Here is a 23,656-nt window from a genome sequence, read left to right on the forward strand (position 1 = left end):
ATATGTGGGAAACTCGTCAGCTTGTGGATAATTAACGTATATAATCTTCGTCTTTAATATCGTCCTTGATGAATTTGGCACCTGATTGCAGGATTTTTTCAAACAGGCCGAGGCTCTTTTTAGACTTATCGGTCACCTGCACTTTTTCTTCAGAAATGCCAACACGCCTGCTTGATTCTTCCAATTGTTCAGCCTTCTGGATACCTTTAATCAGAAGACCGATACCGGTGGCAAACATTGGGCTTTTTAATTCGTCATAAGTAAGCTTTGGCAATACATCGTTTTTTGCCAGATGCTCATTCGGATAGCCTACACGGCTATCTAAGCCGGTAACATATTCCACCAGTTGTGGCAAGTGCTTTAGCTGCGCGCCTCCACCGGTAATCACAATCCCTGCAATAAGCTTTTTCTCATACCCTGAAGACTTAATCTCGTAATACACGTGCTCTATGATCTCCTCCATCCTCGCCTGGATGACAAATGCAAGATTCTTGACAGAGATCTCCTTGGGTTCCCTTCCCCGAAGTCCTGGTACACAGATAATCTCATTTTCTTTGTTCTCTTCAGCAAGCGCGGATCCAAAACGGGTCTTCAGTAATTCTGCCTGGTTCCTCATTACTGAGCATCCTTCCCTAATGTCCTCGGTAACGCTGTTCCCGCCAAAAGGAATAACAGCTGTATGACGAATAATGCCTTCATGGAAAATTGCCAGGTCGGTAGTTCCTCCACCTATGTCCACCAATACCACCCCAGCTTCTTTTTCTTCGTCGCTCAGCACCGACTCAGAAGAAGCAAGCGGTTCCAGAATAAGTTCCTGGGTTTCGAGGCCTGCATTTCCAACGCATTTAATAATATTTTTCACAGCACTAACATGGCCTGAAATAATATGGAAGTTTGCTTCCAGGCGCACGCCGGCCATTCCGATCGGGTCTTTAATGCCAGGCTCATTATCTACCGTGAATTCCTGAGGAAGAACATGGATAATTTCTTCGCCCGGAGGCATTACCAGTTTGTACATATCTTCGATGAGCTTATCGATGTCCCTTCTCTGAATCTCAGTATTAAGATCTTTTCTGGTAAGAATACCGCGATGCTGGAGACTTTTAATATGCTGTCCGGCAATACCGACGTTAACTATCTTCACATCGACATTAGACTGGGCACTTGCATCTTCAACGGCAAGCATAATTCCCTGGACCGTCTTTTGAATATTAGATACCACACCACGGGTCACTCCCGCGGATTCGGCTTTTCCCATACCTAAAATTTCGATCTTACCATGTTCGCTTCTGCGACCCACGGTAACACAAATCTTAGTTGTCCCTATATCAAGGCCTACAACTATTGGTGAATTTTTTACTGAAGCTGAGTTACTCTTATCCATATTATGTGCATTAATTTATTGTTGAATCCTGATTTGTCACAAGTGTACTATCAGCCGTCAAATCAATCGGCTTTACACTGACAGCCGTACTGTCTATTATATTTTTTTCGCAGATGATCTGATTGGCATATTTTAAGTTGATCGACTTATAACTATCCCATCCCACCTTCGGTATTGCTTTTTTATAAAACACCAGGAGGTTCCGGAATTTTGTTTCCAGTGAATCTGCTGTTCCCAGGATAATTTTGTGGTCGCCGACGCGGGGAACAATTTCAATATCACCCTTCAGGTCAACAAAGAGCTGCTCGACCTGATCATTCCACAATGTATCTTGCCGGATAAATTTCGCTGCTCTGAACAGATCCTTCACCAATTGCGAGCTCATCGTGTCGACTTTGCCGGAAAAATCCTCATTTATCAAACCATTTGCCACAAGAACCCTGGCAGTGTAGTTATCTGACATAGGTATCTTAAAGCCGTTTTCATCGACGTAAAAGTTAACATTTGCCATATTAATGATCCTTATGACTGGTTTACGCTGCCGGATATCTACGTGGATAACCCCGTTCATATCGGCAAATACTTTCGCGTACTCTATAAAGGGATTTTCATTCAGTACTTTTTCCAGTTTATGAATATTAATATCTTCAAGTCCCCTTCCCACCAACGGACCGCTATTCTCAAGCAGGATACGGTCAACTTCATCGCGCTCTATAAAATTGTTAGCACCCGGAAGCATCACCTTAAGATCGGTGCACTTCTGACTATTTTTCTTTACACCAATAAAGCTCATGAGCACAACCAGCCCAGTGAGACACATTATCCATGTGAAACAGTAAAAAATAAGCTTCCAGTTGATCTGCTTAAGCATTTTCTAAAACTTTCTTCAATGGTTCAATTAACGTATCTATGTCACCAGCCCCTACCGTCAGCAACAGCTCAGGTTTCTCCTCCCGTATATATTCGATCACATTAGCTTTCGTAAGGATGTGTTTTTCTGACAGGCTAACCTTATCTAAGATCATCTCAGAATTGACGCCGGAAATCGGCAGCTCTCGGGCCGGGTAGATATCGAGCATTATCAGTTCATCCGTCATGCCTAACACTTCAGCGAACCCATCTGCAAAATCCCTCGTCCTTGTAAATAAATGCGGCTGAAACACGGTTGTCAGTTTTTTGCCTGGATAAAGGGTTTTAACTGCCTGTATACAAGCCCGCAACTCTTCGGGGTGATGAGCATAATCATCTATATAAACATGGCTCTCATTTTTTACAATATATTCAAAGCGGCGCTTTACTCCTTTAAAATTACCAAGCGCTGCTCTGATCTTGTCCGGGCGTATACCCAGTTGAAGCGCTACTTCCACGGCCGCAACCGCATTTTCTACATTATGAAGGCCCGGCAGTCCCATCTGAATATTTTCGATAATCAGCTCACCGTTTTTGAAATCAAAATAGAAGCTCCCTTTCTCAACACGTACATTTACAGCCTGAACATCGGCAATGGCGTTTGCAGCATAGGTTTGCCCGTTTTGCAGATCAAGGCCTTTTCGATAAAGGAGTTTACCGCCCGGCTTTAACTGTGATGTAAATTGCTTAAACGACTCTACTAAATGGCTCTTATCGCCATAGATATCAAGATGGTCGGCATCCATCGAAGTAACAATCGCTATATCAGGATGAAGGGTCAGAAATGACCGGTCAAACTCATCGGCTTCAACTACCAGAGTATTATTATCGCCGAACAGCACATTGCTGTTGTAATTACTCGCAATGCCACCCAAGAAGGCAGAACAATCATACCCGCTGTCTTTCAGCACATGGGCTATCATACTGGAAGTAGTTGTTTTACCGTGTGTGCCTGCCACAGCTATAGTGAACATGCTTTTGCTAATAATACCCAGAACTTCCGAGCGCTTCTTGAATGCAAACCCTCCGGATTTAAAGTGGTTCAGTATTGGCGAATCTTTAGGAATCGCGGGAGTATAAATAATGAGGGTATGAGCATCCTTTTCCTGGAAGCTCATCGGAATATTATCGACCTCGTCCTGAAAAACAACGGGAATCCCTTCGTTCATCAGGGAGGTTGTTAATGGCGTACATGTCTTATCGTAACCGCATACAACACACCCGCGCTTCTTAAAATAGCGCGCCAGGCCGCTCATGCCAATACCCCCGATCCCTATCAAATAAACCCGCTTAATATTTTCTAACTCCATATTCAGATGATATTTTAGTTGGCAATTGTTAATACTTCCCTTGCAATTACTTCGTCGGCATCAGGCAAAGCCATTTTGCCTATATTTTCCGAGAGCTTCTTACATTTTTTATCATCGTTCAGCAACTTGATAGCTATCTCTAATAATTCACGTTCTGCTTCACTGTCCTTTACAACTACTGCTGCTTCGTTCCCGACAAGTGCCATAGCATTTTTTGTTTGGTGATCCTCCGCTACATTTGGAGAAGGAACCAGAATAGCCGGCTTCTTTATTGAGAATAATTCAGCTATTGTGCCTGCACCTGCACGGGATATGATCAGGTCGGCCGCTGCATAAGCAAAATCCATCCGCTGCAGAAATTCAAGGATCCGGATCCCGGGCCGGTCGATCCCTGCCATCTGCGCATTGATCGACTGATAATAATATCTACCTGTTTGCCAGATTAGCTGAACACCCTCCTGTTCTATTTTATCCAGACCGGCAACGATACTCTTATTGATCGTTGATGCGCCCAGGCTACCACCAGTGACCAGGATGGTCTTCTTATGTGATGAAAGGCCGAAGAATTTCAATGCATCATCACGTTTGCCGTCGATATCAACCGCTTCCTTACGGATGGGGTTACCGGTTATCAATATTTTATCTGCGGGGAAAAATTTCTCCATACCGTTGAAAGCCACACATATTCTCTGGGCATTTTTGCCCAAGCCCTTATTGGTAATGCCAGCATAAGAGTTTTGCTCCTGGATCAGGTAAGGGACTTTCATCAAGGAAGCCGCATATAACAACGGCCCCGACGCATAACCGCCAACGCCCACAGCTACATCCGGCTTAAAATCTTTAATAATACTTCTCGACCTGATCAAACTCATTAATATTTTAAAGGGTAACAGAATATTCTTTACAATTGAACTCCGCTGAAAGCCCTGGATATCCAGTCCGATGATCTTATATCCAGCTGCCGGAACCTTCTCCATTTCCATCCTGCCATTTGCCCCAACGAACAGTATTTCCGTATCGGGAGCAATTCTTTTGAGTGCATCAGCAATTGCTACGGCCGGGAATATATGCCCGCCCGTACCGCCACCGCTTATGATCACTCTCTTTCCCATAATTACATCGCCGGAATTTCTCCCACAATTACCTTTTCGTTATCTTTTTGCTTCTTCTCTTCAATGTCCCTGCTTACACTAAGTATAATACCAAACGCTACACTGGTAAAAAGTATAGATGTTCCTCCCATACTGACCAGGGGCAGCGGAACGCCCGTCACAGGCCCCAGCCCTACTGCTACAGCCATATTGGCAAACGCCTGTATCGTCAGACTAAAACTCAGGCCGGCAGCGAGTAAAGCTCCAAATGCCTTGGGACTATGGGTTACGATCAATACGCAGCGGTACAGAAACACCAGATACAAAAGCACCAGTCCAACTCCTCCAATTAGCCCATACTCCTCAATGATCAGAGCGAAAACAAAATCTGAATATGGATGGGGAAGAAAATTCCTCTGCGTGCTGTTTCCAGGGCCTTTTCCAAATACCCCCCCTGTGGCTATCGCAATCTTAGCCTGATTGGCCTGAAATGATTTATCAGGATCCACCTTTTCCGGATGAAGGTAGGTTTCAATACGTGAGATATATGTCTTGCGTCTCGGCCCGAGCATCATTACACCTCCCAATAAGATTATTCCGGCAAGACTCACAATGGCAATTTGCTTAATACTGATCCTTCCCATAATAAGCAGGAGTATGCTAACGCCGAAGAGCATTAAAGCAGTGGAAAGATTCGCTAAGGCAATGAGTACAAAAACACCGCAGACCGAACCCATGATGGGAATGAAAGCTTTTTTAACATCCTTGATGTTTTCCTGCTTCTTACTGAGACTCCGCGCCAGGAAGGTGATCAGGGCAAGTTTTGCCATATCCGACGTTTGGAAAGTCTGGTTGATAATCGGAATGGTTACCCACCGGCTTGCTTCATTTACATTCGCACCAAAAATCAGTGTGTACAGCAAGAGTGGAATGGTCACGATCATCAGAATCTTTGAGATTCCTGCATAATGTCTATAATCCAGCAAATGGGAAAAATACATCAGCGCTATACCTCCAACGATCATCACAAGGTGCTTGATAAGGAATTGCTCGGTACCTACACCCTTCTTGTAAGCAAGCGTGCCAGTCGCGCTGTATACGGCCAGCAGCGACCATATCGATAGCAGGATTACGATAAGCCAGATCCACCGGTCGCCTTTTGTTTTATTTATGAGTCTTTCCATTCGTTGGCTGTTAGTTGTTTGTCGTTAGCACGTAGAACGTACCACGTAAAACTTATAACTCCATAACCGCTTTTTTAAACTGATTACCTCTGTCTTCATAATTCTTAAACAGGTCGAAACTCGCACAGGCCGGTGACAATAGAACTGTATCGCCCTTTTTGGCCATATGATATGCTATTTGCACAGCTTCACTTGCAGAAAAGGTATTAACGATCACGTCAACATCATCTTCGAAAGCTTCATGGATACGTTTATTATCCTTTCCCAGACAAACAATTCCTTTAACCTTACTTTTCACCAGATCTTTCAGCATATTATAGTCATTCCCCTTATCCACGCCGCCAAGAATAAGAATCACCTGCGCGGGCATACTTTCAAGGGCGTACCAGGTTGAATTGACGTTTGTAGCCTTAGAATCGTTAATGAAGTCAATCCCGGAGATCTTTGCCACGTGTTCGAGCCGGTGTTCTATATTGCTAAAGCTTCCCATGCTGTCGCGAATGGATTCGTTTCTCAGTTCAAGCACTTTGGCCACTATTCCGGAAGCCATGGAGTTATAAATATTGTGCTTGCCTTGCAGAGCTAATTCGTTAATGGACATAGTCAGAGGTTCTTGATTTTCGTGGTTAAGGTCTATTGTTATCTTTTCGTCTTCCAGCCAGGCGCCCTTAGAGAGCGTCTTCTCAATGGAAAATGGATATTTTTGGGATTTTATTTCGCGTCCTTGTAGTCCGGACAGAATTTCTTTGTCGTCTGCACAGTAAATAAATACATCATTATCTGCCTGATTCCGGATGATCCGAAATTTAGATTCGGCATAATTCTCCATTTTATAATCGTAGCGGTCAAGATGATCAGGAGTTATATTTAGTAACACGGCTATGTCTGCCTTAAAGCTGTACATATTATCCAGCATAAAGCTGCTGATCTCAAGAACATAGTAATCGTAGCTTTCAAAGGCCACCTGCTTGGCAAAACTCTTCCCGATATTACCGCCAAGGCCGACGCTCAGGCCCGCGGCTTTAAGCGTATGATAAGTAAGCATTGTGGTGGTCGACTTGCCGTTTGAGCCGGTTATACAGATCATTTTTGATTTGGTATAGCGTCCGGCGAACTCAATTTCTGACAGAACGGGCACGCCGCGCTCGAGCAGCTTCTTTATTATAGGAGCTTTGTCCGGAATACCCGGGCTTTTAATTACCTCAGCGGCCGACAGTATTCTCTCCTCTGTATGCCCGTTTTCCTCATAGTTAATATCGGCCTCTTTTAGCTCCTTGCTATAGTTCTCAGATACAGGGCCCATGTCTGATACAAAAACATCATAGCCCTGCTTCTGCGCAAGCAAAGCCGCACCAACGCCGCTTTCACCAGCACCCAGAACAACGATATATTTCTTTGCTTCCATCAGCGGAGTTTAAGGGTTACAATAGTCAGTATAGCGAGCATGATTCCCACTATCCAGAACCTGGTTACGATCTTAGCTTCGTGATACCCTTTCTTTTGGTAGTGGTGGTGCAGGGGTGACATTAAAAAAACGCGCCGTCCCTCGCCAAACCTGCGCTTTGTATATTTAAAATAAGCTACCTGAATGACTACCGAAATATTCTCGATCAGAAAAACCCCGCACAGTACCGGGATCAATAGCTCCTTTCGGATCATGATTGCAAAAGCGGCAATTATACCCCCAATAGCCAGGCTTCCGGTGTCGCCCATAAATACCTGTGCCGGATAGGAATTATACCATAAGAATCCTACACAGGCTCCGACAAAGGCTCCGGCGAAAATCACCAGTTCACCCGAATGGGGGATATACATAATATTCAGGTAATCGGCGAAAATTGTATTTCCTGAAACATAGGCAAGTATTGCAAGCGTAATGCCCACGATTGCCGACGTGCCCGTTGCCAGGCCATCTATGCCATCCGTTAAATTCGCCCCGTTGGAGACTGCCGTTACAATGATTATAACAACGAGAAGAAATACGATCAGCGAATAGCCTTTCAAGTCTTCATCGAAAAAGGTCAGCACCTTTGCGTAGTCAAACTCATTATCCTTGTAAAAAGGGAAATTCGTTTGCGTGGACTTCACATTCTGGGTGTAGTAAAAATCGTTTCCTTTCTTGTGAACTTCCAGCGGAGCACGAACATCGGACCTCACTATAACCTGTTCACGCACGACAATATCCGGGTGAAAATACATCGTCCAGCCAATAATAAGAGCCAGGCCCACCTGTCCCATAATTTTAAATCTGCCGGCGAGACCCTCCTTATCCTTCTTGAAAACTTTTATATAATCATCTACAAAGCCGATTGCTCCCATCCAAACCGTTGTGATAAGCATGAGCATGACGTAGATGTTATCAATCCTGGCAAACAGGACGGTCGGTAATAAAATACCCAGAAGTATGATCAAGCCGCCCATTGTTGGCGTACCCTGCTTCTGCATCTGACCTTCCAACCCAAGATTCCGCACCGATTCTCCAACCTGTTTGGCCCTAAGAATCCTGATCAGCCTGCTGCCGTACACTGTTGTAAGGAACAATGACAAGATAACCGCCATGCCGGTGCGAAATGAGATATACTGGAACAATCCGGCTCCCGGAATATTATATTGCTGATCCAGCCAGGTAAACAGGTAGTACAACATCAGCCCATTAGATTTAAAAGTTCAGTTAATATCTCCTTATCGTCAAAAGGCAGCTTAACTCCAGCTGTCTCCTGGTACTTCTCGTGACCTTTTCCAGCAACGAGGATAATATCACCAGGTTTTGCCAGATGGCATGCTGTACGAATTGCTTCCTTTCTGTCAGTGATTGAAAGCGTCTTCTTCCGGTTCTGCGGCATAACGCCAGCCTCCATTTCACGTATGATCTGCTCTGGATCTTCGGTTCTAGGATTGTCGGATGTCAGCACCACTTTGTTACTCCAATCGCAGGCTACCTGTGCCATTACCGGCCGCTTGCTCCTATCCCTGTCGCCGCCACAACCGATTACCGTGATAACCTGTTCAGCTCCCGACCGTATATCCTGGATAGTTTGCAGAACATTCTGAACGGCGTCAGGAGTATGGGCATAATCTACTATGCCAATTATGCCGGAAGAAGAAATTATATAATCGAACCTGCCTTCTGCGCCGCTTAGCCGGCTCAGCGAAGTGAGCACCCGTGTACGGTCCTGTTCTAATAACATAGCCGCGGAGTACACTGCAAGTAGATTATACGCATTAAAACTGCCAACCATTTTAAACCAAACCTCCTGGCCATCTATATTTAAAAGCAACCCGCTAAAATGGTTCTCAATGATCTTTGCTTTGAAATCAGCGATGTTCTTCAGCCCGTAAGTTTTCTTGTGCGCCCTGCTGTTTTGCAGCATAACGATGCCATTTTTGTCGTCAATATTGGTCAGCGCAAATGAATTGCTTTCCAGCATATCAAAAAATGCCTTTTTGGCTTTCAGATATGCGTCAAAAGTCTGATGAAAATCCAGGTGGTCATGAGTCAGATTTGTAAATATTCCACCAGCGAAGGTCAACCCGGTTATTCTATGCTGAGCTACTGCATGTGAGCTTACTTCCATAAAACAATAATCACAACCACTGTCAACCATGTCGTTCAGCAAACCGTTAAGAGCCACCGGATCGGGAGTTGTGTGCGTAGAAGGAATAACCGTATCATTGATCTGGTTCTGCACGGTAGAAAGTAATCCGCATTTATATCCCAGATCTCTGAACAACTGAAAGAGTAAGGTTCCGATTGTGGTTTTGCCGTTTGTCCCTGTGACCCCAACAAGCCGCAGTTTGGATGAAGGGTGATCAAAAAAGTTCGCTGCTATTATTCCCAGCGCCTTTGCAGAATCGTCAACCAGAAAATAGCTGACTTCTGCCTCAAGTGTAGCAGGAAAAACGCTGCACACAACCGCCTTCGCACCCAGGCTTATCGCTTTCTCAATAAAATCGTGGCCATCCGACAAAGTACCTTTAACAGCAACAAAGAGCGCTCCGGATTGTACTTTCCTTGAATCAAAGCAAACCAGACTTACTTCCTGGCTGGTTGATCCGGCAACTTGTTTCAGTGAAACACCATATAATATGTCTTTCAGCTTCTTCATCAATTCAACTCTAAGACAATTGGATACCCTTTGCCTACTTTGGACCCTGCCGCAATAGACTGTTTTACTACTTTGCCACTTCCCCTGACAAGAGGGCGAAGGCCGGAATTACCCAACACGTAAAGTGCGTCTTTAAGTCCCATCCCGCTTACATCCGGAACAAAACCGTCAATTACTCTGACCTCAGGGTTGATGACCCCTTTATTGGTATCTACCGATAACTGTTCTGAATTAGCGGCAAATAATGTCTTTATTCCAAAAGCTTTATAAATCCGCTGGGTTGCTTTCTTCTCACCCGTTTTCGCCGATGGCATTTTTAGATTGCCGGCCAATTTCTGATCATTCAGCGAATTATACATGTTAATGTCGCCCGCATATACCCTGTCTGCAACTTCCCGGAAAACAGGGCCGCTTACCTGTGCACCGTAGTATCCGTTTTTCGGATTGTTTATTACAACGATGAGAGAATATTTGGGGTTATCAGCCGGGAAATACCCAACAAATGAAGCCTGATATTGCAGTTTGGCCCGATAGCCTTTATTAGCATCCGCTACTTGTGCAGTACCCGATTTACCAGCAACCCTGTAATGAGGGTTTTTTATAATAGTTTTGCCTGTACCGTCTGTTATTACACCTTCCAGCATGGCTTTAATTTTACCCAAAGTCTCATCGGAACAGATCTGTTCATTTATAACCCTGGCTTTAAATTGCTCAACAGTGTTTCCCAGACGTTTGATTTCCTTTACAAATATTGGTGCGATGTATCTTCCATCATTTGCTATCGCATTATAGAACGAAAGCATCTTTAGGGGAGTAAGTTGCATTTCATAACCGTATGCCATTTGGGGCAAAGTCATGTTTTTGTTCCAGCTTCTGTTCTTTGGGTTTTTTACTACCGGCTGCGCCTCGCCAGGGATCTGCAGCCCAAGTTTCTCATGCAAATGCCACCGGTATAAGTGATCGGTAAACTGCGACTGGTCTGTTTTATAAGCGTCAACCACAAGCTTAGCGATTGCAGCATTAGATGACTGCTCAAATGCCTTTTTCACGGTCACGATTCCAATACTTCCATGTGAATCCCTGATGATCTTGCCAGGAATGGGATAAGTACCCGTGCCCACCAGTGTATTAGTATCCGCCTTTTTGTCCTCAAGTATTGCCATGAAAGAGGCTACTTTAAATGTAGACCCCGGATCCTGGTTACCGGCGATCGCGTAATTAAACTTTTCCTTGTATATCCCTTCGCTTTCTTTGCTAAAATTGGCGATAGCCCTGATCTCACCTGTAGAAACTTCCATTAAAACCACGGTTCCATGGTCGGCATTGCTCGCGATCAGTTGCTTCTTCAATGCGCGCTGGGCTACGTCCTGCATGTTGACGTCAATTGTCGAGATAATATCTGCTCCTTCTTTCGGTGCAATTTCGATATCCTGATTAACGGGCATCCAAATCCCGCCCGCAATGCGCTGAACAAGCCGCTTTCCACTTTCCCCGTCTATATATGAGCCGTAAGCCCCTTCCAAACCAACGGGCTGTACATTTGCGTTTTTATAACCGATAGTACGAGCCGCCAGGCTTTGAAAAGGCATAATTCGCTTGTTTTGCTGCACGGCTATTAAGCCACCCTTATATCTTCCCATATTAAATACAGGAAATTTTCGGATAGCTTTAAGTTCCTGGTGGGTAACATTTCTCTTCAACAGCAAGTAACGGGCCTTATCCTGTCTTGCATTTCGCAGCATCCGTGAATATTGCTTTGCAGATTTATCGTCAAAAAACGAAGATAATTTCGCAGCAAGTGAGTCTATCTTTTCATAAAAAACCTCATCACTTTCAATGCCACCTGCCATCACATCCATTCGAATCTCGTATTCAGGAACGGAGGTCGCCAGAAGGCTTTTACCATCAGAAGCATAAATATTCCCCCGGGCAGCCTCAACATTGGCAAAGCGGGTAGACAGACTATCGGCCATCGCGGTCCATTTAGCCCCCTCAACGTATTGAACATGAAAAAGCTTAAACAGAACTGCAATAGCTAAAAGCACAATAAGCCCGAAGGCTATATAGACTCTTAGAAGTATGTCAGTCCTGATGTTCATTGTTGTATATTAATGTTACTTGTTAATGGTCGCTTTCTGACTGTACTCTTTTTATTTTATGGTTCCTTATTCAAACTCTCCTTCCGTAATCACTATTTTTTTGGGAGGCTCAACCGGCTCTTTTAACCCAAGGGTATCGACCTCTTTTGCAACTTCCGTCTGAGTACTCTTCATCATAAGGTCGGCCTTTAGCGTTTTGTAATCCCAACTCAGTTCCTTAACCTCCTTCCCCAGTTTGTCTATATCACGAATATTATTCTCGGCAAAATGGCGGTTACCTATATAAATCATTCCCAAAAAGGCGATGAATATGATAAACGGCAGCATACCAGTCGCAGCTTCCTTGGAGATAACTCCTTCAGTAAGCATTACCGTAAAGAAGTTGCGGGGAAGCTCAGCCTTCTCTTTTAGTTCAGGCTGCACTTCCCTTTCAACTTCACCCTCAGTTGTGTCGTTTTTAAATTGGTTACTCATATATCTCAAGCCCTAACAGCTTAAACCTTTACAGCAATTCTAAGCTTTGCACTCCGTGCCCGGTTATTCTCTTTGACTTCTGCGTCTGAAGCGACTATTGCTTTGCGGGTCAGGCTTTCCAATGGCTTAATTGGATTACCGAAAAAATCTTTCTCCAACTCGCCATGAAACTTCCCTTTCGCAATAAAATTCTTGACCAGCCTATCTTCAAGAGAATGATAAGACATCACTACTAAGCGGCCCTGGGTTTTTAAAAGATCGACAGATTGCTCAAGAAATTCCTTTAAAGCTTCCAGCTCCTGGTTGACCTCTATGCGAAGTGCCTGAAACACCTGTGCGAGATATTTATTCTCTTTTCCTTTTGGAATAAGCGATCCAATGGCCGTTTTTAAATCGGCGACTGTCTGAATAGCTTTATTCAAACGAAAGGTAACCAGGTTTCGCGCTAATGATTTCGCGTTCTTTATCTCACCGTAGATCCCGAAAATTCTATGTAATTGCTCTTCAGTATAATTATTTACCACATCCTTAGCTGTAAAGGAGCCTGCCCGATCCATTCTCATGTCCAGATCTGCATCGAAACGAATAGAGAACCCCCGTTCTGGCTGATCAAACTGGTGCGACGAAACACCAAGATCAGCCAGAATGCCATCTGCAGAAATGGCGCCCTGCAAACGGCAATTGTTTTTCAAATAGCGGAAGTTCTGATCAATAAAGGTTAATCGATCATCATTGGGTAAATTCTTCTGGGCATCAGCATCCTGATCAAAGGCAAGCAGCCTTCCATTCGGACCAAGGTGCCTTAATATTTCCCGGGAATGACCGCCGCCGCCGAAAGTAACGTCGACATACACCCCGTCTGGTTTTATGTTTAATCCTTTAATGCATTCCTGCAACATTACCGGTTGGTGATAATCAGTCATTCAGCCCCCTTCCTGCATTACCCATAACCTCTTCAGCGAGGTTCGCAAAATTTTCAGGCTCACTATCCATCTGCGCTTCGTAGGCATCCTTAGACCACACCTCGATTTTATTGAGCTGGCACGACAAAACAACTTCGGCTGTAATGCCCGCATATTCCATCAAGGCCTTCGGAAATAATATACGATTGGCTGAATCAAGAGTAAGTTCTGTAGCACCCCGCGTGAAATAGCGAACAAAATCTCTGCTCTTTTTCTCGTACAGGTTTAATTTACTCAGCTCTCCTGTTATCTGATCCCACTCCTTCTTTGTATAAATAACGAGATGTTTCTCGAAGCCCCTATTGACCACAAGCCCTTCACGCTCAGCTTCAGGAAGCTGCTTCTTCAGGCTGGATGGTATCATCATCCTGCCCTTAGCATCAAGTTTACAATCAAATTCTCCTAAAAAATGGGACATTACTTTACTCTACTCATTATTTCAAGAGTAAAAGTAAATAACTTACCACTTTTTACCACTATCTCCCACAAAAAAAGTTTTCCACAGTTTTGGAGCTTATTATCGTTCTATAATCTCCTTGAAAAAGGAATAATCATAGCGATAAAAACTCATAAAAACGGCAGGCTAGCTCAACGGATTCTCCTAGTTATAGGGTCTAATGAAAAGTACTACTGCGATTGACAAGCATATAAAAACACTATTTAGTCTGATCGGATCGTTTGAAAAATCCACCCAGGAAACAATAATGCTTGAGATAGTCCGGGGCTCAAAGGCTTAAAAGCCACTTCAGAATCATTTCTGCTGTTTTATGAGACTTTCAAGAGCTTGCAGATGCTTTCTAAAAGCATCCCGGCCTTGTTTTGTCGCAGAATATTGGGTATTGGGCTTCCGACCGATAAAAGACTTGGACACATTGATATACTCCTCTTTTTCAAGAGCCTTAAGATGCGATGCCAGATTCCCATCGGTAACTTTTAACAGATCTTTCAGTGCATTAAAATCATAGGAATCATTCACCGACAGAACGCTCATAACCTGAAGCCTTATCCTGTTTTCAAATGCCTTGTCGAATTGCTCCAGAGAAATTTTCACTGATCGTATTTAAAATGCATAATGCTACCATAGAGGATATTGAGAAGACCGAATCCTATCGCCCAGATTACCAAGCCGTAAACCGGGAGAGCCAAGGCAATCAAACCTAAAAGGATCTCGAAAATACCCAGCCATCTGACATCACTGAATGTATAGTGGCTGCCTGAAACCAGAGCCAAACCATAAAAAATAAGACAGGCAGATGCTATTAAAGAGTAGTTTCCTTTCGCCAGCATAATAAGGATAAATAAACCGCCGGTAATAAGGGGAACCGCAATAGAAGAAAGTAATCTTCTGCTCACCGGGTTCCAGACGTTTTCATTTTTCGCCCGTGCATTCTTCATAGTAAACCAGCAAGCAGTAAAAATAGAAAAGGAAAGCACAGCCAATGCAATTATGAATAGCTGCCAGAATAGAAACGGCTCGGTGGAATATGAAATGCCGGCCTCCCCTGCTGAGAATTTACTTATCAGCCAATAGCCAACTGCTGCTCCTATCAATGCATATATACCAGCCAATATACCCGATAGGCCGCTCAATGAAATAAACTTTGAAGATCGCTCCATCAGGTCCCTGATCGAACTCAATTCTGCATAAACATCCTTTTCTTTCATAAAAAAGCACTTTGAGATTCAAAGGAAGAGATAATTATCACCATATGCAAGAATATAACCTATTTTTTGAAATTCTCCGCTATCTTTATTTTGCATAAGTTTCAATCTTAATAAAAAGATTCTGGCATGGCATTCTATGATCTGAATAAAGATGCACGGACAACAGTCCTTGAAACGATAAACAGTGCTTTAAAAGCTGATATCCAGAGTGTCAACCGCTACGACCTCCTGAAATATTTTGGTGACCCTGATACCTATATTAGAAAATCAGCCTATCAATCGACGGGCAGGATCTATTTTTCAGAAAAGCACCTGCAAAATAAAATCATTCAATTGTTTGACGAACTGATCTCTCATGAGGATCACAGCATACGGCAGACGACAGTTAATGCGGCGGGGGAAATTGGTAAAGTGGATTTTGAAATAGTCAGGATTTTTTTTGATACAGGCCTTTTAGATCCCCATCATACCGTTAGAAACGCAGTTATTGGCTCCGTCAAGAAGATGGGTGAAGTGAATCCGAAGCCGGTATTGGCATGGGCACAAGAATATCTGCATCACCCTGATAAAGAAATCCGTCGTGAGATATGCCACGGAATTGAACTACGCGGGAGAAAATATCCGGAAGACGTACTTCCATTGCTGAAAGAGTTAGAAAACGACCAAACTACCCGGGTGAGCAATACGCTCATACATGTATTAGGACAAATCGCTTATAAAAAGGGTTGTCTTAAAACCGTTGTAGAACACCTGGGAACCTGGACAAATAAGAAACTTGTTGCATCGGCCCTGGAAGAGATAATCGATGTCCATCATCGTTATAAAAATTTCGCAGCGTTGACCCAGGATGAAGCCAGAAAGTTCATATCAGATAATTATGCATCAGCTGATTGACTCAGCTGATGCATAGTTCTAGGAATTTATCGCTTTAACTCCCGGAAGCTCTTTCCCCTCCATATATTCAAGTAATGCGCCGCCACCAGTTGAAACATAGCTTACAGCATCGTTAAAGCCAAACTTCGCGACTGCAGCTGCTGAGTCTCCCCCGCCAATTAAGGAAAACGCCCCTTTTCTGGTAGCTTCGACTACCGCTTCGGCAACAGATTTCGTACCCTCCTGGAATTTCTCCATTTCAAAAACGCCCATTGGCCCATTCCATAGAATTGTTTTGGATTCCTTAATAATCTTAACAAAGTTCTTTATCGACTCAGCCCCAATGTCAAGCCCCATCCAGCCATCTTTAATATTATCGTTCTTTGCCGTCCCGGTTTTTGCATCTTCAGAAAACGCATCTGCAATAATGGAATCTACAGGCAGCAGAAGGTTCACTTTTTTCTTTTTTGCCTTTGCAATAAGCTCTATTGCCAGATCGAGTTTATCGTCCTCGACCAATGAACTTCCTATTTTCCCTCCCTGTGCTTTTGCAAAAGTGTATGCCATTCCTCCCCCGATGATCAAATTGTTTACTTTATTTAGCAACTGATCAATCAGCTCAATTTTATCGGATACTTTTGCCCCACCCATGATGGCTGTAAACGGCTTCTGAGCATGGTTGAGAATCTTTTCAGCATTAGCCAGCTCTCCTGCCATCAGATAGCCGAAATATTTTGCCTCTGGAAAGAACTTTGCAATGATAGCTGTTGAGGCGTGTGCGCGGTGCGCTGTTCCGAATGCATCATTGACGTAAACATCCCCAAGTGCTGCAAGTTTTTTTGCAAAGGCCTCGTCTCCTTTTTCTTCTTCCCTGTAAAATCTGAGATTTTCGAGAAGCAATACGTCGCCTGGTTCAAGCTCCTTAGCAAGTTTAACGGCATCTTCACCGATACAGTCACCGGCAAACTTTACATCTCTATTAAGTACAAGCGACAAATATTTCACCAGGTGACTTAACGAGTATTTATTTACCGGCCCATCTTTAGGTCGTCCGAGGTGCGACATCAAGATAACGGAACCGCCATCCCTTATTATCTTTTCAAGAGTAGGCAGCGCGCCCGTTATCCGGTTATCATCAGTAATGTTAAAATGTTCATCCAATGGCACGTTAAAATCAACACGTATCAGTGCCTTCTTGCCGGAAAAATTTAAATAATCGATAGTCTTCATAATACGTTTTGATGTGCTCGTTATTAATTAATCTTAAGATACATTACCCGGTGAGGTCCGATTTTGGGAAGCTCGAATTCATCAGATATAAATTCAAATCCCAAACCCAGATAAAATCGAAATGCAATTTTTCTGGCGTTACACCAGAGATAATCAGCTTTTTGCCCCCTTAGGTAAACAATAGAAAAGTTCAAAAGTTGGTTTCCAATTCCTTTTCTCTGGAAATCGGGATGAGTTACCATTCCGCGCAGTTGAAATCCAAGGCCGGGGAAACCTTCCCGTTGTTGCCGATGGAAGGTAGCGACGCAAACCAAGCGCTCATCAGTAAAATAACCAACGTGAAAGGAGCCCTCCGTATCGTCTCCTTCGAACCGGCAAAGTTCGCGATCGAGCCCTTCTCTCAGCTCTGAGCTACGAAGGTCTAATGTCTGCCCGGCGCTTATAAATTTTATCATATAGTCCTGGTTACCTTTTCAGATCAGCGATTTTAGCAATCAGGTCTGCCAAACGGCTGGAATATCCTGACTCATTATCATACCAGCCAACAACCTTTACGAGATCCCCTACTACGGAAGTGAGCTCAGAATCAAATATGCAAGAGTGCGGGTTGTCTAAAATATCGACCGAAACTATCGGATCCGAGGTATATTCAAGGATATTTTTAAGAAAGCCCTGTGAGGCACTTTTAAAAGCTTCATTTATAGCTTCGGCGGTGGGTGTTTCCTTCAAAATGCATGTAAAGTCTGTTAAAGACCCGTTAAGAACAGGCACGCGAATACCAGCTCCTCCCAATTTCCCTTCCAGATGCGGGAATATATTGGTGATAGCTTTTGCAGCTCCGGTGCTTGTAGGAATTATAGAAGCGGATGCTGCTCTGGCCCTTCTCAAGTCCTTATGTGGTGCATCGTGCAGATTTTGGTCGCCAGTCATAGAATGAACCGTAGTAATATACCCGTTCACAACACCCCAGTTATCATCCAGCACCTTTACCATTGCAGCTACATTATTTGTTGTACAGGATGCGTTTGACAAAATACTCGAAGTTAAGTCTACTGAAACATCGTTCACGCCAAGCACAACCGTTGGCAGATCTTTGTCGGCCGAAGGAGCAGAAATAATTACTTGCCCAGCTCCTGCTGTCAAATGAGCACTCGCTTTCCCGGTGTCGGTAAACTTCCCGGTAGATTCAATAACAAGATCGACCCCCAACTCTTTCCAGGGGAGTTTCAAGGGGTCTTTTTCTGCGAATACTCTGACAAATTTACCGTTGATTACGAGCCCGTCTTTTTCTGCTGTAACGATCCCTTTAAATTGCCGGTGGACTGAATCGTATTTAAACAAATGGGCAAGGGTGGGCGTGTCCGTAAGATCATTTATGGCGACAACTTCAATATCATCTTTTTCAAGTATTGCGCGCAGAGTTATTCTGCCAATACGCCCGAAACCATTTATTGCGACTTTCATATTTACATAACGAGAGCGCAAAGTTATTACATTGCCTGATAAAGATTAAGTAAAAATGCTTTGAGCTAAAACAAACTTGCTATTTATTAGTTGGCTTTAGAACATCTGCATACAATTCATAATATTTCTTTAAGTTTATCCCACGTCCGAAGCCCTTTGTAAAATATGCTGAAAAACAGAGATGATTTTAATTGTTGATGACACCGCCGAGAATTTATATTCTCTAAAGAAAATACTTGAACTTAATGGCTTTGCAGTTGATACCGCACTATCGGGAGAAGAGGCTCTTAAAAAGATCCTTAAACGCTCTTACTTCCTGATCATACTTGATGTTCAGATGCCAGGTATGGATGGTTTTGAAGTAGCTGAAACCATTTCCGGATACAGTAAAACGAAACATATTCCTATAATATTCCTTTCTGCGGTAAACACAGATAAAAAGTTCATTACTAAAGGTTATGCCTCAGGAGGACTGGATTATGTAACTAAACCATTCGACCCTGATATTTTGTTGCTTAAGGTCAAAACCTTCTACAGGCTTTATCAGCAAACACAGGAACTAACCAAGATCCAGGCTGAATTACTAAAGGAGATCGAGTCGCGCAAAGAGGCAGAGAATAAAAAGGACGAGTTTATCAGTATTGCGAGCCATGAATTGAAAACACCCCTTACCAGCGTGATAGGCTATGTACAATTATTACAGCGCTCGCTTAAAAAATACGAAGACGTTTCAGTTGATAAATATCTGCAACGGACCAACCTCCAGCTGGGCAAACTTCAAAACCTGATTGGTGACCTGCTGGATATTTCCAAAATAGAAAACGGTAAAATTGAATTCAACAAAAAAGTTTTTGATTTTAATACCATGTTAAATAGTGCGGTTGATACCGTACAGCAAACACACGAGTGCAACATCATTCATGAAAAATCTGTTGAGGCTGAGGTGTATGGTGACGAAATGCGTATCGAACAGGTTATTATTAATTACCTCACCAATGCCATCAAGTATTCGCCCGACTGTAAAGAGGTTCATATAGAATCGTCTATAACGTCTGATAATGAGATCTACCTTAAGGTCAGGGATTTCGGGATAGGAATTCCTAAAGAAGTGCAATCTCAGCTGTTTGACAAATTCTACCGGGTTGAAGGATCGGCAACACGCTTTCAAGGCCTTGGTATAGGGCTTTACATCAGTTCAGAAATCATTAAACGTCATGAGGGTACATGCGGAGTATTCAGTACGCCTGGGAAAGGATCTGAGTTCTGGTTTAAGATCCCGCTGACACATTCGCAAGATTAGTAATTCAGAGAAAATTTACACAGCTTTATGAGATCTACTTTTAAACGCAATATTCAGATAGGCTTTGGCTTATCGCTCCTTGTGCTCATTATTAGTTCAGCGGCATCATATATAAGTATTAATGCCCTGCTCAACAGTTCCAGGCTTGTAAACCACACTAATCAGGTAATCCAGGAATTAGAGGAAATGATGTATATCATGAAGGATGCGGAGACTGCCCAGCGCGGGTATCTACTTAGCGACCTGGAAGAATTCCTCGAACCTTATAACGGTGTTCAGCAAAGGGCATACGAAACTATCATACGCCTGAGACAACTGACCGCAGACAATCCACTTCAACAAAGAAATGCTGACCGGCTGGATACAATAATCAGGAAACGGATTAGCTATATGCAGAGGCTGGTTGATTTGAAAAAAGCCGGGAAGCAGATCGAAATAGGCTTTCTAAAGGAAGGCAAAGCTTCGATGGACGAATTACGTATGGTTGCAAATGTGATCAAAGCCCATGAAGTAGACCTCTTGAACGAACGCACGTTGAGCATGAACAGGTTTGCTTCGTATACGCCAGTCCTTATCCTGATTGCCGCTGCATTATCCCTGATCATAACTATCTTCTTCTACCTCAAGGTTTCAACTGATTTTGCCGAAAAGACGAAACTTCAACAGGAACTGGAAGCCAAGGATATTGAGATCCGTAAACGGATCGCTGCGATTCAGAACATTGCTGGAAAAATATCTGCCGGAGAATACAATATCCGTATTAACGATGAGGAAAAAGATGATCTGGGAAGCCTGTCCTGGGCATTAAATAAAATGGCCGAATCCCTGGACCTGTCGTTTAGCCAGTTACACCATAAGGAATGGCTGCAGACAGGCATCGCAAAATTGAATGAGATCATGGTCGGAGAAAAAAGCACCGATAAGCTCACTGTAGATATCATTCAATTCGTTGCTGAATTTACAAACAGCCAGGTTGCTGCATTTTACCTGCTTAATGATGAGCGGTTAACGCTGTCGGGAAGCTTTGCACTGGATAATATTTCGAAACGACAATACATACAACTCGGTGAAGGAATCGTGGGACAAAGTGCCCAAAGCGGAACGCCTATAGTTCTCAATGAGATATCAACAGATAACTTCATGATAAGCTTTGCTTCGGGCGATATCAAACCAAAGGGTATCGCAGCTATTCCTGTTTATCACGAATACAGGCTGATAGGAGTAATAGAATTAGGATCACTTACAGAGATCTCCGCCGATGCCCTGGAGTACATGACTGCGATAGTTAACAGCGTGGGAATCGCGATATATACATCACAGATCCGTAAGCAGCAACAGGAGCTCCTGGAAGAAACTCAGGCCCAGGCTGAAGAATTACAAACGCAGCACGGCGAACTTGAAAATCTGAATGCGGAGCTTGAAACCCAAACTCAGAAGATACAAGCCTCAGAGGAGGAGCTCAAAGTACAGCAGGAGGAGTTGCTGCAAAGTAACCAGGAACTCGAAGAAAGAAGCAGGCTGCTTGAGGAGAAGAACCAGATCATTGTTGAGCGGAACCTTGATATTCAGCAGAAAGCCGAACAGCTTGAGCTTAGTACAAAATACAAATCGGAGTTTCTGGCTAATATGTCACATGAACTCCGCACCCCGCTTAACTCTATCCTGCTTCTTTCGAGACTCATGTCAGAAAACGAAGCGCTTGATAAGGAACAGGTGGAATATGCTGAAGTTATTCAAAGCGCCGGACAAGGTTTACTGAGCCTGATCGATGAGATCTTAGACCTGTCGAAGATTGAATCCGGGAAAATGGATCTTGAATTCCGTTCGGTAACAATAAAAGAGATAAATAATGACCTCCGGCCGCTATTCGAACCGCTTGCTAAAGAAAAAGGACTTGATCTTAAAATGATCGTTGAGCCTTCCGCGCCTGAACTTCTGGTAACTGACAAGCTGAGGCTCGAACAGATCCTTAAGAACTTGCTTTCTAATGCACTTAAATTCACCAGCAAGGGTTCCATAAAGCTGACTATATCCCAGCCGGAAACTTCAAGCCTGGTTCAGTTCAGCGTGAAGGACACCGGGATCGGGATACCGAAAGAAAAACAGCAGCAAGTCTTTGAAGCATTCCAGCAGGCAGACGGGTCGACACGCCGGAAATTTGGCGGAACTGGCCTTGGCTTGTCTATAAGCCGGGAACTTGCCAAACTGCTGGGAGGCGAGATCAAACTATCCAGCAAGCCAGGTGAGGGAAGTGAATTTATTTTACAGATCCCCGCATCAAAAACCAGCTTCAGTGCGATCAAGCCTGCAGAGTTCCTGGCCGTTCCCGACGAACCCGCTGTTGAAAGCCCGGAAAGATTCCGGGCAGCAGTGATTCCAACCGAAATCGATGACGATAGAGGCTTCGTCGTTGAAGGCGATAAAGTGATCCTTATTATTGAGGATGATACGATATTTGCAAAAGCACTCCTGGACTATACCAGGAAACAGAACTATAAAGGCATAGTGGCGGTGCGAGGCGACCAGGGCCTGGAAATGGCTGTTCTGTATAAGCCAATAGCTATACTTCTTGATATTCAGCTTCCTGTAAAAGATGGCTGGGAAGTAATGGAGGAGTTAAAATCCAACCCTGCAACACGGCATATACCGGTACACATTATGTCGTCTATGGAGGTTAAGCGGGAAAGCCTGATGAAGGGCGCAGTTGACTTCATCAATAAGCCGATTGCCCTCAATGATATGAACCATATCTTCAAAAAGCTGGAAGATGCCTTAAGCAAGCATCCCAAGAAGGTGATGATCATCGAGGAAAATCCAAAACATGCAAAAGCATTAGGCTACTTCTTAAGCAACTTTAATATAAATTCTGAAATAAGCGGTACGGTGAGCGACGGGATAAACCTCCTGCATAAGAAAGAAGTAGACTGCGTGATCCTGGATATGGGCATTCCGGATCAGAACGCGTATGAAACATTAGAACGGGTTAAATCGAGTCCCGGCCTTGAAAACCTCCCTATCATTATTTTCACGGGTAAGAATCTTTCAAAGGGAGAAGAAAATAAGATTCGCCAATATGCCGATTCGATAGTAGTGAAGACGGCGCATTCCTACCAGAGGATCCTGGATGAAATAGGTTTGTTCCTGCACCTGGTAGAGGATAATACCAAGATTAAAGATCCGGCCAGGACCAAGGCATTAGGAGGTATGGACCAGGTGTTAAATGGAAAAACTGTGCTCATTGCCGACGACGATGTGAGGAATATATTTTCGCTTACCAAAGCGCTGGAGAAACATAATATGCAGGTTGTATCTGCTATTGATGGCAAGGAGGCTCTGAAAATCCTCGAAGAAAATCCGCACATCGATATCGTATTGATGGACATGATGATGCCCGAAATGGATGGATATGAGTCTACCAGCCGTATCAGAAAGAACCCGAAGTACAAACATCTGCCTATACTCGCTGTTACTGCAAAAGCGATGATGGGCGACCGGGAGAAATGCATTAAAGCGGGAGCCTCTGATTATATCTCAAAACCCGTTGATGTGGATCAGCTGATCTCGCTGCTAAGGGTATGGCTTTATGAGAATTAGATAAATGTGTC

Annotated in this window: 20 protein-coding genes; 3 read left to right on the top strand and 17 right to left on the bottom strand. The window is 43.7% G+C overall.

Going from position 1 to position 23,656, the window contains the following annotated elements:
• Positions 1–31: 31 nt before the first annotated feature.
• The 14 genes from ftsA to P2W76_RS12850 form a co-directional block, all read right to left on the bottom strand.
• Positions 32–1,384 carry a cell division protein FtsA gene (gene ftsA, locus P2W76_RS12785; RefSeq protein WP_276348220.1) on the bottom strand — a complete coding sequence of 451 codons (1,353 nt, stop codon included), beginning with the start codon at positions 1,382–1,384 and terminating at the stop codon, positions 32–34.
• 10 nt (positions 1,385–1,394) lie between these two features.
• Positions 1,395–2,255: a cell division protein FtsQ gene (locus tag P2W76_RS12790; RefSeq protein ID WP_276348221.1), complete on the bottom strand. Its 861-nt coding sequence runs from the start codon at positions 2,253–2,255 to the stop codon at positions 1,395–1,397.
• Positions 2,248–3,603, bottom strand: coding sequence for a UDP-N-acetylmuramate--L-alanine ligase (gene murC / locus P2W76_RS12795; protein WP_276348222.1), 1,356 nt, complete (start codon positions 3,601–3,603; stop codon positions 2,248–2,250). Before murC ends, P2W76_RS12790 begins: the two co-directional genes overlap by 8 nt.
• Before the next feature lie 14 nt (positions 3,604–3,617).
• Positions 3,618–4,715 (bottom strand): undecaprenyldiphospho-muramoylpentapeptide beta-N-acetylglucosaminyltransferase, encoded by a 1,098-nt coding sequence (gene murG, locus P2W76_RS12800; protein ID WP_276348223.1) that lies wholly within the window; start codon positions 4,713–4,715, stop codon positions 3,618–3,620.
• A 2-nt stretch (positions 4,716–4,717) separates the two neighbouring features.
• On the bottom strand, positions 4,718–5,878 hold the full coding sequence (locus P2W76_RS12805; protein ID WP_276348224.1) for an FtsW/RodA/SpoVE family cell cycle protein: 1,161 nt from the start codon (positions 5,876–5,878) through the stop codon (positions 4,718–4,720).
• 52 nt (positions 5,879–5,930) lie between these two features.
• Positions 5,931–7,283 (bottom strand): UDP-N-acetylmuramoyl-L-alanine--D-glutamate ligase, encoded by a 1,353-nt coding sequence (gene murD / locus P2W76_RS12810; protein WP_276348225.1) that lies wholly within the window; start codon positions 7,281–7,283, stop codon positions 5,931–5,933.
• Positions 7,283–8,524, bottom strand: a complete 1,242-nt coding sequence (gene mraY, locus P2W76_RS12815) for a phospho-N-acetylmuramoyl-pentapeptide-transferase (protein WP_276348226.1) — start codon at positions 8,522–8,524, stop codon at positions 7,283–7,285. Before mraY ends, murD begins: the two co-directional genes overlap by 1 nt.
• The gene (locus P2W76_RS12820) at positions 8,524–9,984 is read right to left on the bottom strand and encodes a UDP-N-acetylmuramoyl-L-alanyl-D-glutamate--2,6-diaminopimelate ligase (RefSeq protein WP_276348227.1); all 1,461 of its coding nucleotides are present in this window, start codon (positions 9,982–9,984) and stop codon (positions 8,524–8,526) included. The genes mraY and P2W76_RS12820 overlap by 1 nt, the downstream gene beginning before the upstream one ends.
• Positions 9,984–12,083, bottom strand: a complete 2,100-nt coding sequence (locus tag P2W76_RS12825; RefSeq protein WP_276348228.1) for a penicillin-binding protein — start codon at positions 12,081–12,083, stop codon at positions 9,984–9,986. The genes P2W76_RS12820 and P2W76_RS12825 overlap by 1 nt, the downstream gene beginning before the upstream one ends.
• 66 nt (positions 12,084–12,149) lie before the next feature.
• Positions 12,150–12,557, bottom strand: coding sequence for an FtsL-like putative cell division protein (locus tag P2W76_RS12830; protein ID WP_276348229.1), 408 nt, complete (start codon positions 12,555–12,557; stop codon positions 12,150–12,152).
• 20 nt (positions 12,558–12,577) lie between these two features.
• Positions 12,578–13,480: a 16S rRNA (cytosine(1402)-N(4))-methyltransferase RsmH gene (gene rsmH / locus P2W76_RS12835; protein ID WP_276348230.1), complete on the bottom strand. Its 903-nt coding sequence runs from the start codon at positions 13,478–13,480 to the stop codon at positions 12,578–12,580.
• Positions 13,473–13,937: a division/cell wall cluster transcriptional repressor MraZ gene (mraZ, locus tag P2W76_RS12840; protein ID WP_276348231.1), complete on the bottom strand. Its 465-nt coding sequence runs from the start codon at positions 13,935–13,937 to the stop codon at positions 13,473–13,475. Before mraZ ends, rsmH begins: the two co-directional genes overlap by 8 nt.
• 333 nt (positions 13,938–14,270) lie before the next feature.
• Positions 14,271–14,570: a transcriptional regulator gene (locus tag P2W76_RS12845; protein WP_276348232.1), complete on the bottom strand. Its 300-nt coding sequence runs from the start codon at positions 14,568–14,570 to the stop codon at positions 14,271–14,273.
• A complete protein-coding gene (locus P2W76_RS12850) occupies positions 14,567–15,184 on the bottom strand; it encodes a hypothetical protein (RefSeq protein WP_276348233.1) in 618 nt (205 codons plus the stop codon). The genes P2W76_RS12845 and P2W76_RS12850 overlap by 4 nt, the downstream gene beginning before the upstream one ends.
• Positions 15,185–15,310: 126 nt before the next feature.
• On the opposite strand from P2W76_RS12850, the gene P2W76_RS12855 reads away from it, so the two are divergent.
• Positions 15,311–16,078 carry a HEAT repeat domain-containing protein gene (locus tag P2W76_RS12855; protein ID WP_276348234.1) on the top strand — a complete coding sequence of 256 codons (768 nt, stop codon included), beginning with the start codon at positions 15,311–15,313 and terminating at the stop codon, positions 16,076–16,078.
• Positions 16,079–16,096: 18 nt separating this feature from the next.
• On the opposite strand, the gene P2W76_RS12860 is transcribed toward P2W76_RS12855, so the two are convergent.
• From P2W76_RS12860 to gap, 3 genes are read right to left on the bottom strand one after another with little or no spacing between them, the layout of a single operon-like run.
• Positions 16,097–17,287 carry a phosphoglycerate kinase gene (locus tag P2W76_RS12860; RefSeq protein WP_276348235.1) on the bottom strand — a complete coding sequence of 397 codons (1,191 nt, stop codon included), beginning with the start codon at positions 17,285–17,287 and terminating at the stop codon, positions 16,097–16,099.
• A 23-nt stretch (positions 17,288–17,310) separates the two neighbouring features.
• Entirely contained in the window at positions 17,311–17,742 is a 432-nt protein-coding gene (locus P2W76_RS12865; RefSeq protein ID WP_276348236.1) for a GNAT family N-acetyltransferase, read from the bottom strand.
• A 10-nt stretch (positions 17,743–17,752) separates the two neighbouring features.
• A complete protein-coding gene (gene gap / locus P2W76_RS12870) occupies positions 17,753–18,751 on the bottom strand; it encodes a type I glyceraldehyde-3-phosphate dehydrogenase (RefSeq protein ID WP_276348237.1) in 999 nt (332 codons plus the stop codon).
• Between the two features lie 181 nt (positions 18,752–18,932).
• Here gap and P2W76_RS12875 point away from each other — a divergent pair, with 181 nt between their 5' ends.
• On the top strand, positions 18,933–20,051 hold the full coding sequence (locus P2W76_RS12875) for a hybrid sensor histidine kinase/response regulator (protein WP_276348238.1): 1,119 nt from the start codon (positions 18,933–18,935) through the stop codon (positions 20,049–20,051).
• Between the two features lie 27 nt (positions 20,052–20,078).
• Positions 20,079–23,645, top strand: a complete 3,567-nt coding sequence (locus P2W76_RS12880) for a response regulator (RefSeq protein WP_276348239.1) — start codon at positions 20,079–20,081, stop codon at positions 23,643–23,645.
• Positions 23,646–23,656: the final 11 nt, after the last annotated feature.

Source organism: Daejeonella sp. JGW-45 (assembly GCF_029360805.1).
Lineage (GTDB): Bacteria > Bacteroidota > Bacteroidia > Sphingobacteriales > Sphingobacteriaceae > Daejeonella.

What these genes read in the sequence shown, in the direction of transcription:
- P2W76_RS12855 (WP_276348234.1), top strand. Translation starts at nt 15,311, where the DNA reads ATGGCATTCTATGATCTGAATAAAGATGCACGGACAACAGTCCTTGAA.
- P2W76_RS12805 (WP_276348224.1), bottom strand. Translation starts at nt 5,878, where the DNA reads ATGGAAAGACTCATAAATAAAACAAAAGGCGACCGGTGGATCTGGCTT.
- P2W76_RS12820 (WP_276348227.1), bottom strand. Translation starts at nt 9,984, where the DNA reads ATGAAGAAGCTGAAAGACATATTATATGGTGTTTCACTGAAACAAGTT.
- ftsA (WP_276348220.1), bottom strand. Translation starts at nt 1,384, where the DNA reads ATGGATAAGAGTAACTCAGCTTCAGTAAAAAATTCACCAATAGTTGTA.
- P2W76_RS12865 (WP_276348236.1), bottom strand. Translation starts at nt 17,742, where the DNA reads ATGATAAAATTTATAAGCGCCGGGCAGACATTAGACCTTCGTAGCTCA.
- mraZ (WP_276348231.1), bottom strand. Translation starts at nt 13,937, where the DNA reads ATGTCCCATTTTTTAGGAGAATTTGATTGTAAACTTGATGCTAAGGGC.
- murC (WP_276348222.1), bottom strand. Translation starts at nt 3,603, where the DNA reads ATGGAGTTAGAAAATATTAAGCGGGTTTATTTGATAGGGATCGGGGGT.
- P2W76_RS12790 (WP_276348221.1), bottom strand. Translation starts at nt 2,255, where the DNA reads ATGCTTAAGCAGATCAACTGGAAGCTTATTTTTTACTGTTTCACATGG.
- P2W76_RS12875 (WP_276348238.1), top strand. Translation starts at nt 18,933, where the DNA reads ATGATTTTAATTGTTGATGACACCGCCGAGAATTTATATTCTCTAAAG.
- P2W76_RS12880 (WP_276348239.1), top strand. Translation starts at nt 20,079, where the DNA reads ATGAGATCTACTTTTAAACGCAATATTCAGATAGGCTTTGGCTTATCG.
- P2W76_RS12860 (WP_276348235.1), bottom strand. Translation starts at nt 17,287, where the DNA reads ATGAAGACTATCGATTATTTAAATTTTTCCGGCAAGAAGGCACTGATA.
- P2W76_RS12830 (WP_276348229.1), bottom strand. Translation starts at nt 12,557, where the DNA reads ATGAGTAACCAATTTAAAAACGACACAACTGAGGGTGAAGTTGAAAGG.
- rsmH (WP_276348230.1), bottom strand. Translation starts at nt 13,480, where the DNA reads ATGACTGATTATCACCAACCGGTAATGTTGCAGGAATGCATTAAAGGA.
- murG (WP_276348223.1), bottom strand. Translation starts at nt 4,715, where the DNA reads ATGGGAAAGAGAGTGATCATAAGCGGTGGCGGTACGGGCGGGCATATA.
- P2W76_RS12825 (WP_276348228.1), bottom strand. Translation starts at nt 12,083, where the DNA reads ATGAACATCAGGACTGACATACTTCTAAGAGTCTATATAGCCTTCGGG.
- P2W76_RS12850 (WP_276348233.1), bottom strand. Translation starts at nt 15,184, where the DNA reads ATGAAAGAAAAGGATGTTTATGCAGAATTGAGTTCGATCAGGGACCTG.
- mraY (WP_276348226.1), bottom strand. Translation starts at nt 8,524, where the DNA reads ATGTTGTACTACCTGTTTACCTGGCTGGATCAGCAATATAATATTCCG.
- murD (WP_276348225.1), bottom strand. Translation starts at nt 7,283, where the DNA reads ATGGAAGCAAAGAAATATATCGTTGTTCTGGGTGCTGGTGAAAGCGGC.
- gap (WP_276348237.1), bottom strand. Translation starts at nt 18,751, where the DNA reads ATGAAAGTCGCAATAAATGGTTTCGGGCGTATTGGCAGAATAACTCTG.